This is a genomic window from Streptomyces sp. NPDC029216, from assembly GCF_040648015.1.
Lineage (GTDB): Bacteria > Actinomycetota > Actinomycetes > Streptomycetales > Streptomycetaceae > Streptomyces.
The window spans coordinates 25155-36487 of sequence record NZ_JBEZWL010000075.1; the positions used below are offsets into that span (position 1 = coordinate 25155).

12 protein-coding genes are annotated in these 11333 nt (G+C 74.5%); 6 read left to right on the top strand and 6 right to left on the bottom strand.

All coding sequences use genetic code 11. The annotated features are described in order from the left end of the window. Positions 1-67 precede the first annotated feature (67 nt). On the top strand, positions 68-601 hold the full coding sequence (locus tag AB0F18_RS24720) for a sigma-70 family RNA polymerase sigma factor (protein WP_362064170.1): 534 nt from the start codon (positions 68-70) through the stop codon (positions 599-601). A 253-nt stretch (positions 602-854) separates the two neighbouring features. After that, positions 855-1316 (top strand): hypothetical protein, encoded by a 462-nt coding sequence (locus AB0F18_RS24725; protein WP_362064192.1) that lies wholly within the window; start codon positions 855-857, stop codon positions 1314-1316. A gap of 27 nt (positions 1317-1343) precedes the next feature. Here AB0F18_RS24725 and AB0F18_RS24730 read toward each other — a convergent pair whose 3' ends face one another. The 4 genes from AB0F18_RS24730 to AB0F18_RS24745 all read right to left on the bottom strand — a co-directional run bounded on the left by AB0F18_RS24730 (position 1344) and on the right by AB0F18_RS24745 (position 6540). Next, entirely contained in the window at positions 1344-1730 is a 387-nt protein-coding gene (locus AB0F18_RS24730) for a hypothetical protein (protein ID WP_362064172.1), read from the bottom strand. Between the two features lie 26 nt (positions 1731-1756). Then, complete coding sequence (locus AB0F18_RS24735) at positions 1757-2620, bottom strand: DNA-formamidopyrimidine glycosylase family protein (protein WP_362064174.1); 864 nt, start codon at positions 2618-2620, stop codon at positions 1757-1759. A 67-nt stretch (positions 2621-2687) separates the two neighbouring features. Further along, a complete protein-coding gene (locus AB0F18_RS24740; protein ID WP_362064176.1) occupies positions 2688-4736 on the bottom strand; it encodes a SpoIIE family protein phosphatase in 2049 nt (682 codons plus the stop codon). Between the two features lie 25 nt (positions 4737-4761). Then, the gene (locus AB0F18_RS24745) at positions 4762-6540 is read right to left on the bottom strand and encodes a DUF6777 domain-containing protein (protein WP_362064178.1); all 1779 of its coding nucleotides are present in this window, start codon (positions 6538-6540) and stop codon (positions 4762-4764) included. A 153-nt stretch (positions 6541-6693) separates the two neighbouring features. Here AB0F18_RS24745 and AB0F18_RS24750 point away from each other — a divergent pair, with 153 nt between their 5' ends. The 3 genes from AB0F18_RS24750 to AB0F18_RS24760 are packed head-to-tail and all read left to right on the top strand — an operon-like array spanning position 6694 to position 9600. Beyond that, positions 6694-7596, top strand: a complete 903-nt coding sequence (locus tag AB0F18_RS24750) for a YndJ family protein (protein WP_362064180.1) — start codon at positions 6694-6696, stop codon at positions 7594-7596. A gap of 46 nt (positions 7597-7642) precedes the next feature. After that, the gene (locus AB0F18_RS24755; RefSeq protein ID WP_362064194.1) at positions 7643-8149 is read left to right on the top strand and encodes a DUF1990 domain-containing protein; all 507 of its coding nucleotides are present in this window, start codon (positions 7643-7645) and stop codon (positions 8147-8149) included. Positions 8150-8160: 11 nt separating this feature from the next. Next, positions 8161-9600: a lipase maturation factor family protein gene (locus AB0F18_RS24760; RefSeq protein ID WP_362064182.1), complete on the top strand. Its 1440-nt coding sequence runs from the start codon at positions 8161-8163 to the stop codon at positions 9598-9600. On the opposite strand, the gene AB0F18_RS24765 is transcribed toward AB0F18_RS24760, so the two are convergent. Both AB0F18_RS24765 and AB0F18_RS24770 read right to left on the bottom strand, forming a co-directional pair. After that, positions 9580-10572 (bottom strand): NAD-dependent epimerase/dehydratase family protein, encoded by a 993-nt coding sequence (locus AB0F18_RS24765; RefSeq protein ID WP_362064184.1) that lies wholly within the window; start codon positions 10570-10572, stop codon positions 9580-9582. The genes AB0F18_RS24760 and AB0F18_RS24765 overlap by 21 nt on opposite strands. 198 nt (positions 10573-10770) lie before the next feature. Continuing rightward, the gene (locus tag AB0F18_RS24770; RefSeq protein WP_362064196.1) at positions 10771-10941 is read right to left on the bottom strand and encodes a hypothetical protein; all 171 of its coding nucleotides are present in this window, start codon (positions 10939-10941) and stop codon (positions 10771-10773) included. Positions 10942-11139: 198 nt separating this feature from the next. Between AB0F18_RS24770 and AB0F18_RS24775 the strand changes: the two genes are divergently transcribed. Then, positions 11140-11333 (top strand): hypothetical protein (locus tag AB0F18_RS24775; protein ID WP_362064186.1); only part of this gene is annotated, 194 nt, incomplete at its 3' end.

The window sequence follows — 11333 nt, forward strand, 5'->3', positions numbered from 1 at the left end:
GGATCACGAAGACACCCGCCACCGAAGACCGCTCGCCCGCCCCGCGGATCCGGAAGGAGCCACTGACGTGCCGCCCTCCCCCACCCTCCAGCGCACGGAACCCGAGGCGCTCGCCGCACTCCAGCGCGAGCACGGGCGGGCCCTGTTCGGCTTCCTGCTCGGCCTCACGGCAGGGGACGCGCAGCGCGCCGAGGACCTCGTGCAGGAGACCCTCGTCCGGGTCTGGCAGCACCCGGAGGTGCTGGCGACCGGGCACGAGTCCATGCGGCCCTGGCTGTTCACCGTGGCCCGGCGGCTCGCGATCGACGCCCGCCGGGCCCGGATGTCACGCCCCCAGGAGGTGGACCCCGACGGCCTGGAGCAGGCGCCCGCGCCGGAGGACGCGGTGGCCGGGTCCGTCACCGCGATCGACGTCCGGCGGGCGGTCGGCAGCCTGGGGCCGGAGCACCGCGACGTGCTGATGCAGGTCTACTTCCAGGACCGCTCGGTGGCCGAGGCCGCGGCGGAGCTGGGCATTCCGGCCGGCACGGTCAAGTCGCGCACGTACTACGCCCTGCGCGCCCTGCGGAAGGGGCTCCAGGGGTACGGACTCGGAGCCTGAACCGGGGGCGGGGGCCGGACGCACGCCCCGGCCCCGGTGGAGAAGCACTCAAGGAACGCCCCTCAGGCGCACGAACCGGACACAAACCACGCCGAAATCGGCATCAGTCCGTTCAAGTTGAGTAAACATCCCCCGTTCCGCGAGCCCGCCGGTGAAGGCTCGGGGGCGACGGAAAGCTCGACGCGCGGGAGAAGGTGGAACGGTGCAGCCCGAGGGTTTGAACGGCACCAGTGACGGCGGACTGGCAGTGCCCATGGCGTGGCTCTACGCGGAGTACATCGCGGACGAGCTGCTGCGCACGGGCCGGCTGATCCCGGTCAGCACCCTGGAGTTCCGTGCCGGGCGTGACACGCTCGCGCTGACGATCTACCTTTCGGACGCGGCCGGCGAGCTCTCCGGGATCCGGGTGGTCTCGCAGCTCGACGAGTGGCTGTCCCTGACGGCGTACGGGCACCCCTGGCGCGACTGGGTCGAGACCCGCTTCCTCACCCTGGGCGAGGAGGCCCGCGAGCGCGGCGGCGAGGACCCGGACCTGGAACTGGCCCGCGCGGCCTGGCGCTGGCTGGACCACACCGAACTGTTCGCGACCCACCTCGACCCGGACCACCCCGTCCAGGACGGCCCCCCGCCCGGCCTCGACGAGAACGCCCGCGTCTGGACCCCGGCCTGGCAACTGGGCCTCCCGCTGGGCCACTTGGCGATGCACCTGTTCTGAGGCGGTCCCGACCCGTAACGACGCGGGCTAACCCGCCGGCTCGGCCGGGTCGGTCACCAGCCCGGTGAAGTCCGCCTCGTTGCGCTCGGCCCGCCTCACGTACCAGCGGGCGATCAGCCACATCGCCGGGTAGGCCACCAGTCCGAGCGCGACCCACACCAGCGGGCCCGTGGCCGCCCGGGGCAGCAGGAAGCCCAGCGGCAGCAGCCCGAGCAGCAGGCCCAGTACCGCCAGGGCGCCCAGCCCGGCGCGCAGCTGGCTGCGCATCAGGGCGCGTACGTAGGTGGCGCCGAGGGTGGTCTGCTCGGAGATCTCCGAGCGGGCCGGGGTGTGCGCGGGCGGCCTGCGGCGGGTGCCGCGCGGAACTCCGGTGACGACCTCCCGACGGGGCGGTGGCTGCTGCTGCTCGGACATGGTGCCGGAGTCTACGCAGCGCACCGCTACTTGAGGAGGCGGGACAGCCTGCGGTCGGCGAGCGGTTTGCCGCCGGTCTGGCAGGTGGGGCAGTACTGGAGCGAGGAGTCGGCAAACGACACCGAGCGGACGGTGTCCCCGCACACCGGACAGGGCTCCCCGTCCCGGCCGTGGACGCGCAGCCCGCTCTTCTTCTCGGCCTTCAGCTGCCCGGCGGCCAGCCCGTGGGCCCGTTCGACGGCGGTGCGCAGGGTCTCGCGCACGGCCTCGTAGAGGTGGGTGACCTGCTCCTCGTCGAAGGCGGAGGCCAGTTTGAAGGGCGAGACGCGGGCGGCGTGCAGGATCTCGTCGCTGTAGGCGTTGCCGATCCCGGCGACCACGCCCTGGTCGCGCAACACCCCCTTGATCTGCCGCCGTTCGCCGGCGAGCAGCGCGGCGAACGCGTCGCGGTCGAAGCCGGGGGCGAGCGGGTCGGGGCCGAGCCGGGCGATGCCGGGGACCTCCAGGGGGTCGCGCACGACGTACACCGCGAGGCGCTTCTGCGTGCCCGCCTCGGTGAGGTCGAAGCCGTCGCCGCCGCCGTCGAGTACGAGGCGCAGCGCGAGCGGGCCCTTGCCGGGGCGCGGGGGCTGCGCGGGGAGGGTCTCCTGCCAGCGGAGCCAGCCGGCGCGGGCGAGGTGGGTGACGAGGTGGAGGTCGCCGATGCTCAGGTCGAGGAACTTGCCGTGGCGGGCGACGGGGCCGGCCGGCTGCCCCTCCAGGGCGGTGAGCGGGGGGTCGTACGTCTTGAGCACGCTGACGGCGAGCGGGAGGACGCGTTCGACCAGCCGCCCGGCGAGGTGGGTGTCGAGGAACTCCCTCAGCGCCTCGACCTCCGGCAACTCCGGCATCCTCCCAGCGTGCCCCGGCCGCCTCCGCCGCGCGACCGGGCGGGGCTGGAAACGGCCCCCGCCGGGGTCACGACATCACGAACTCGCACCACACGCACTTCCCGCTCCCCCTCGGTTCCACCCCCCACACGTCCGCCAGCCGGTCCACCAGCATCAGCCCCCTTCCCGACACCCCCGCCTCCCCCGCGTCCCGTCGGCGCGGAAGGGCGCTGGAGCGGTCCTCCACCTCCACCCTCAGTCTCCGCTGCGGCCCGCTCAGGACGCGGAGCGTCACGATGGCCGGGCCGTCCGTGTGCATCAGGGCGTTCACGATCAGTTCGTCCGCCACCAGTTCGATCTCGTCCGCCCGGCTCCGCGCGCCCCACGCCCGCACCGCCGCGCCGATCATGTGCCGGGCCGCGACGAGGGCCTCGGGGTCGCCCGGGGCCACGTGCTGTTGCAGCCGGCCGCCGCCGGCCCGTTCCGCCTCGGCGCCCTCGCGGTGCAGCAACAGCAGGGCCATGTCGTCGTCCCCGCCCCGCTCGTCCGCGACCTCGCACAGCCGGTCCGCGAGCAGCTGGGGGTCGCCCGGGCCCTCGGCGACCAGCCCGGTCAGCACCCGGATGCCGTCGTCCAGATCGGTTCCGGGCTGCTCCACCAGGCCGTCGGTGCACAGCAGCAGCGTTTCCCCCGGATCCAGTTCCACCGTCGTCACGGGATACTCCAGCCGGCCGAACTCCGCCGACAGCCCCAGCGGCATCCCGCCCTCCACCGGCAGCCTCCGGCACTTCCCGTCCCGGGCCCGCAGCAGCGGGTCGATATGGCCGGCGCGCACCATCTGGAGCACCCCGGTGGACAGGTCGGCCTCGACGTACGTGCAGGTCGCGAAGCGGTCGGTGTCCAGTTCGTGCAGGAAGACCGAGGCCCGGGCCATCACCGTGCCCGGGGAGTGCCCCTCGGCGGCGTACGCGCGCAGCACGATGCGCAGCTGTCCCATCACGGCCGCCGCGTGCGTGTCGTGGCCCTGGACGTCCCCGATGACGGCGCCGACGCGGCCGCCCGGCAGCGGGATGACGTCGTACCAGTCACCGCCGATGTCCTGCCCCATCCGCGCGGACCGGTAGCGGACCGCGATCCGGGCGCCGGGGACGGCCGGTATCCGGCGGGGCAGCATGGCCTGCTGGAGACCCTCGGCGAGGTCGTGCTCCTGCTCCAGGAGCATCGCCCGCTGGAGGCTCTGCGCGATGCTGCTGCCGAGGGCGACCAGCAGGTTCCGTTCCTCCTGGGTGAAACCCTCCTTGTCCTCGTACAGCAGGCCGAGGGCGCCGATCGGACGCGCCTGCGCGATCAGCGGCAGGTACGCGGCGGCCGAGATCCGCATGTACGAGATCTTCGACCAGAGCTCGGGGTACCCCTCGGCGAACTCCTCGGCCGACTCCAGGAACCTGGGCTGGAGCGAGCGGACGACCTCGCTCATCGGGTACTGCTCGTCGACGCGCGTGTAGCGCGTACCGGGGACGAAACTGCCCTCCGGGCCTTCGGCCACCAGGTGGATCCGGCCCGCCTCGACCAGGCCCATCACCATGCCCATCGAGCCGAGCCGCTCCAGCCCGTGGGCGTCGCCTATGACGTCGATGACGTCCTTGACGGTACGGGCGTGGGCGAGCGCGGCGGTGGTGGACTCGACGACGGAGGTCTGGCGGCGGCGCTCCTCGTCCAGGCCGAGGCGTTCGGCGGAGTGGCTGAGCTCTTCGGTGGCGTCGCGGACGATGCCGATGATCCGGAACGGGCGGCCGTCGGTGTCCCGCATGACGCGGCCCTGGGTGTGGGTCCAGCGCATCCGCCCGTCGTGGCAGCGGATGCGGAAGTACGCGCCGTAGCTGTCGGAGCCGCTCTTGAGGGCGCTGGAGACCAGCGCGTCCAGCCGGGCCGCCTCGGCGGGCGGGACGCGCCGGTTCAGCGACTCCGGCCGCCCGTCGTACTCCTCGGGGGACGTGTCGAAGACGTCGAGGGCCGCCGCGTCCAGGTGCATGAGCCCGGCGACCAGGTCCCAGTCGAAACTGCCCATCCGGTTCAGTGACAGGGACCGGTCCGGGTGTGCGGGCCAGTCCTCCGGCAGCGATACGGTGCTCGGCACCGATCCACCATGACACAGCGGAGGGTCAGGCGCTCTCCAGGTAGGCGGGCTGGTCGGTGCCCTGGTCCGTGCCCTGGTGCTGGTCAGGGGAACCGAACGGGTCGGAGGGCGCGGCCGGGCCGGGGGTCGGCACGTCCTCCGGGTCCGGGGTCAGGCCCGGCTCGGCCGGGACGGGTACGACGGGCGCGGCCGGGACGTCCGAGAACGGGTCGGAGGGGGTGGCGGGGGGCTGGTCGGGGGTGGTGCCGCCCGGGAGGTCCCGGGGCGGGGTGGCGGGCGGCTCCTGCGGGGAGGTCGGCCTGCCGGGGGTGGCGCCGGTGCCGCCGTCGGACGGGCAGGGGGCGGGCGTGGGACCGGTGGCGGGCGGCGGTCCCGGGGGGCCCGCGGCGGGCGGCGGTGCCACGGGGCCGGCCTCCGCCGGAATGGGCAGCTGCTCGTCCAGGGGCCCGGCCTGCCCCGGCGCCGGCGCTCCCGGCGCCCCGGCGGCGGGCGGTACGTCCAGCGGCGGGGCCGTCTCCGGGAGGTTCAGCGACGGGGCCGTCTCCGGCAGGTTCAGGGGCGGGGCCGTCTCCGGCAGGTTCAGGGGCGGGGCCGTCTCCGGCAGGTTCAGGGGCGGGGCCGTCTCCGGGAGGTTCGCCGGCGGGGCCGTCTCGGCAGGCGCGCCGTGGGGGCCGGGCTGCCCGGGCACGTCCAGCGGAGGGGCCGTCTCCGGCAGGTTCGCCGGCGGGGCCGTCTCGGCGGGCGCGCCCTGCGGGCCGGGCTGGCCGGGCACGTCCAGGGGCGGGGCCGTCTCCGGGAGGTCCAGCGGCGGGGCCGTCTCCGGGAGGTTGCCGGGGCCGGCCTGCGGGGGCTGGTCCGGGGGCGGGCCGGCCGGCGGCGTCGAGGGGGTCGTCGGCGGGACCGTACGGGCCAGGCTGTTCGACTCGGTGGCGCAGGGGTCGGAGGGGTCGTCCGGCGGGGTCGGCGGGCCGTTCGGGATGCCGTCGGCCGGGTCGTAGGGGGGCCGCACCTTCGGCGCCTTGTCCTGGGCGCCGTCGTCACCCGCCTTCCGCTCGATCCAGGTGTTGTCGGCCACGTTGACGATGACCAGCTTCTTGATCGGCTGGATGGTGGGCTCGACGACGATGACCTGGTTGGGCCGGTAGCCGTTCCACTGCTCCCCCTTGAGCACCGGGCTCCCCTTGGCGGAGCGCGGCGCGCCCAGCGGGTTGCCGCAGCCGCAGCGGACCCTGGGCATGCCGTGGTCGTCCACGAGGACGGCCGTTCCGGCCTGGAGGACGGCCTGGTAGCCGTCGGCGCGGCCGTCGCGGAAGCCGTGGCTGGTGATGCGGGTGTCGGCGCGCAGGACCACGGGGGTGAGGGCCCGCAGGAATTCGGGGATCTTCTCCTGCTCGACCCCGGTGGCCTGGGCGAAGGCGCGGGCCTTGGCGTCGTCGGCGGTGAGGTGGGCCACCTGGCGCTCGACGTCGCAGCTGCCGAGCCGGTTCGTTCCGCCGTACAGGCCGGGGGTGGCGGCGCCGACCGTGCGGATGCCCTGGCCGGTCGGGTTCGGCAGCGGCGGCTGGACGGGGGCCGACTCGGCCGTTGCGGTGGAGGCGGTGAAGGGGTCGGGCCCGGCGGTGCCCACGGGCTGGAGGGTGAGCTCCTGGCTCTCGGCCGTCGCGCCCTTGGTCTGCTCGGGCTCCTGGGCGCCGCAGCCCGCGGCGATCAGCCCGAGGAGGGCCAAGAGGGCGGCACCGGCCGGTACATGACGGCGCGGCGCCTGACGGGGTGTCGGTGCGGGCACGTCATTCACGTTGTTCACGCTGGATCTCCCTTTTCGCCCCGGTTGCTGCTCTCTTGTCTGCCGCATCCTTCCCCGGGCCGCAACCGGAGTTCCGGCAGATGCGTATTGAACGCGTTCAACGATGCCCTTAGAGTGACACCTAGGAATTGAACATGTTCAGAGGAGTGGGTCGTGACCGTGCTCGTGAACCTGATCGTCGCCCTGGGGATGCTCTACGCCGTCCCGGCCGGCCTGCGCCTGATCGATCCGGCCGGCCTGCGCCGGGCGGCCCGGGCGTGGCCCCTGGCGGCCGCCCCCGGCGCGCTGTGCCTGTGGCTGCCGCGCGGCGGCGCCGCGACCGCGCTCGCCTGCCTCTACGCGGCCGCCGCCCTGGCCCTGCTGGGCGCGGGCGGGGCCCGGCTGTGGCGCGGCCTTACCCGGGCGCGGTCCTCGGGGGTCCCGTTCCCCGCGGCCGAGGTGGCGGTGCTGACCGCCCTGGCCTCGCCCTCCGTCTCCGCGGCCGCCCTGGTCGCCGAGCGGGCCGGGTACCGGCTCTTCGGCTTCGACCTGGACGTCCTGGCCCTGACCGTGCCGCACTTCCATTTCGCCGGGTTCACGGCCGCGCTCGTCGCCGGACTGGTGTGCCGGTCGGCGCCGGGGTACCTGGCGCGCGGGGCGGCCTACAGTGTGCCGGCGGGGACCCTGCTCGTGCTGCTCGGGTACTTCGTGGACGACTGGGCCGAGCTGCTGGGCGCGGTCGTGCTGACCGCGGGGATGTGGACGGTGGCGCTGGTGACCTGGCGCGAGCTGCGGCCCGCCGCCCGCGACCGGGTCACGGGCACGCTGCTCGGGACCTCGGCCGCGGTGCTGGTGGCCACGATGCTGCTGGCCCTGTGGTGGGCGGCCGGAGAGGCCACCGGGATCGTCCACCCGACCCTGACCTGGATGGCCGCCACCCACGGCCTCGGCAACGCGCTCGGATTCGCCCTCTGCTCGCTGCTGGCCTGGCGGCGGCTGACCGCCGGCCGGGACCCCGCGGACGGGAACCCCGGCACCCGTGACCCCAGCCCCCTGCCTCTGACCGTCACCCCCTGACCTCCCCCGAACGGAGACTCCCGTGACCCGCCTCATCAGCACCGGCCTGAGCGTCCTCACCTACCCCGAACGCGGCGCCACCCTCCGGCGGCCGCTGCCCGACGGATACCGCCACCTGCACCACCGCACCCGTATCGGGCACGGCCGGGAGGTCTTCGAGGCGGCCGGCGCGGCGGTCCTCAGCTTCCGGATGCACCGGGCGGCCGGGGCGACCGTCCGGGCGGACGGGCCTGCCGTCCCCGGGGCGCGGGTGGAGATCGGCATCGGCGCCGGCCCCCTGCGGATCAGCGTGCCGTGCGAGGTGATCCGGACCCAGGACTCCCCCGGCCTGGCCGGCTTCACCTACGGCACCCTCACCGGGCACCCCGCGAGCGGGGAGGAATCCTTCCTGGTGGAAATGGCCGCGGACGGCACCGTGTGGTTCGAGGTCACCGCCTTCAGCCGCCCCGCCGCCTGGTACACCCGCCTCGCCGGTCCCCTCGTACCCCTCCTCCAGCGGGCCTTCGTCCACAGCCTGGGCCGTCACCTGCGCGCGCTGGCCGCCGGCGGCTGATACTGGAGTCGATGGACTGGTTCACGGCGCCCGGGTACTGGCTGGGCCGGCTGGTCTTCCAGCGGGCCCTGGCCGGGGTGTACCTCTTCGCCTTCGTCGGGGCCGCCCTCCAGTTCCGGGCGCTGATCGGGGCGCACGGCATGCTGCCCGTCCCGCGCTACGTGCGGTACGTGCCCTTCCGGCAGGCCCCGAGCCTGTTCCAACTGCGCTACTCCGACGGGCTCTTCGCCGGCTGCGCCTGGGCCGGCGCGGCCCTGTCGGCGGCGCTCGCGGCGGGGGCCGGGGACCTGGTGCCGCTGGGCGCGGCGATGGGGATGTGGGCGGTGCTGTGGCTGCTCTACCTGTCGATCGTCAACGTGGGCCAGACCTGGTACTCGTTCGGGTGGGAGTCGCTGCTGCTGGAGATCGGGTTCCTGGCCGTGTTCCTCGGCAACGCCCGGGCCGGCCCGCCGGTGCTGGTCCTGTGGCTGCTGCGGTGGGTGCTGTTCCGGGTGGAGTTCGGCGCCGGTCTGATCAAGATGCGCGGCGACGCCTGCTGGCGGCGGCTGACCTGCCTCTACTACCACCACGAGACCCAGCCGATGCCGGGGCCGCTGAGCTGGTTCTTCCACCACCTGCCGAAGCCGCTGCACCGGGCGGAGTGCGCCGCGAACCACGTCACGCAACTGGTGCTCCCGGTCCTGCTGTTCACCCCGCAGCCGGTGGCCTCGTACGCCGCCGGGGTCATCGTGGCCACCCAGCTGTGGCTGGTGGTCTCGGGGAACTTCGCCTGGCTGAACTGGCTGACGATCACGGTGGCGCTGTCGGCCGTGGACTTCACGGGGCTCGCCGGGTCGCCGCCCGCGGCCGCCTCGAGCGGGGCGCCGGTCTGGTACGTGGTGCTGGTGTGCGCGGTGACGGTGCTGGTGCTGGTGCTGAGCCGGCACCCGGTGCTGAACATGGTCTCGCGGCGGCAGGTGATGAACCGCTCCTTCGACTCCCTGCACCTGGTCAACACCTACGGGGCCTTCGGCACGGTCGGCCGGATCCGCGACGAGGTCGTGGTCGAGGGGACCTCGGACGCCGCCCCGCACGAGGACGGCGACTGGCGGGAGTACGGGTTCAAGGGGAAGCCGGGCGATCTGCGCCGGATCCCGCGCCAGTTCGCCCCGTACCACCTCCGTCTCGACTGGCTGATGTGGTTCGCGGCGCTCTCCCCCGGCTATGCCCGCGACTGGTTCGGTCCGTTCGTCGAGCGGCTGCTGGCGGGCGACCGGGACACGCTGCGGCTGCTGCGCCACAACCCGTTCCCGGACGCCCCGCCGCGCTTCGTGCGGGCCAGGCTGTACCGCTACCGGTTCACCACCTGGCGGGAGTTGCGCGAGACGGGCGCCTGGTGGCACCGCAGGCTGCTGCGCGAGTACCTGCCGCCGACCCGGCTCGCGCAGGCCTCATCGGCCGAGCCCGAGTAGCGCCGCCTCCCGCTCGGGGTCGATGCCCTTCTTCGGCCGGTCGGGGCGCTGCGGGGCCACGCCGCCGAGGGAGCGCAGCCATGCCCAGGTGTCGGCGACGGTCTCCTCGACCGGGCGGCACGTCAGGCCGCCGGAGAGGGCCTTGGTGACGTCGCTGCGGAACATGTAGTCGTGCAGCTCGCCCGGGGGCAGCCAGCAGGGCAGCTCGGTCCAGGGCTCGACGCCCGCCCCGGCGATGTCCTCCGGGTCGGTCCAGCGGAGTTCGGCGGCGCCGCCGGTGACGGCCGCGCAGGCTTCGAGGAAGGAGCCCATGGTGGCGTGCCCGGCCGGGGAGACGATGTCGTACGGGCCGGCGAGCCCGGCCTCCGCCGCGTCCAGGGCCCAGTGCGCGAGGTCGCGCACGTCGATGTACTGCATCGGCAGGTCCCTGGGGCCGGGGGCGAGCGTGGGGCCGCCGCGCGCGGTCCGGTTCAGCCACCAGGGCAGCCGGCCGACGTTCTCGTACGGGCCGAGGATCAGGCCGGCGCGCACGAGGAGGGCGCGGTCGCCGAAGGCGGCCAGCGCCGCGAGCTCGCCGCCGCGCTTGTCCTCGGCGTAGGCGGTTGCCTCGGCGTCGGGCGAGCCCTCGACCAGCGCGCCGTCCTCGGTGAGGCCGGGCGGGGCGGGGTAGGCGTACACGGAGCGGCTGGAGACGTAGACGTACCGTCCGGCGCGGCCGGCCACCAGGCGGGCGGCGTCGCGTACGGCGGTGGGGGCGCCGCTCCAGGTGTCGACGACGAAGTCCCAGGTCCCCTCGGCGAGGGCGTCGAGGCCCCCGGGCGCGGTGCGGTCGCCGTGGACCGCGCGGACCCCGGCCGGCGGGGCGTGCCGGCCCCGGTGGAAGACGGTGACCTCCCAGCCCCGTTCCAGGGCGTCCTCGGTGATCGCGCGGCCGACGAATTCGGTTCCGCCCAGCATCAGCAGCTTCTTCATGCGGATCAGCCTGTCCGGGCGGGAGGCGGAACGAAAGCCGTGATCGCCGACAGCGATGACGCTCAGGGCGAAGGCGGGACGGGAACTCCGGGCGGGGTCCGGCCGGTCGTGCCGCGCCCCCGTCACCCTGGGGTGCGGGGGCGTGGGGCGTGCCGGGGGCCGGTGGCTCTGGCGGGTCCGGCCCCGTCGGGTCCGGACCTAGTCGATGCCGGGCAGGATGTGCGGCTCCGCCAGGTCGTCCTCGTAGCCCGCCAGCCTGATGGGGGCGGATCGGGCCCAGACCTCCAGGCTGCCGAGTTCGTCGGACCGGTTGGTCGCCCCGCGTCCGGTGAGCTCCATGGTCGGGTTGGTCTTGGTCGTCTCAGTCACCGCGCACTCCCTTGTGTCGCGTAACCCGGCAGGCTCGACCGCGTGCCGGATAGGGAAATTAAAAGGTTTTCCGGACGCGGTGGCGCCTTGGTGGAGCGGATCCCGGGTGGGGTTCCTTGCGCCTCAGGGTACACATATGAGCGGGGGTCCGCTCGATGGAACGGTAAAATTCGACTGGAAGCACCCGACCGGAACTTCGTGCTGCGGGCCGCGGCCCTGCTGCGCCGCTCGCCGCAGGCCGTCCGGACCGGGCTGGCGGCGGGGCCGGACGCCGGGGTCGTCGAGGACGGGCGTCGGGTGCTCGAACCCGTCGCGGGGGCCTGCCGACTCCGACGCCGGGGTTGGCCCGAACGGATGACGGGCCGGCCCCGTCCCCGCTGGAACGCGGGGAC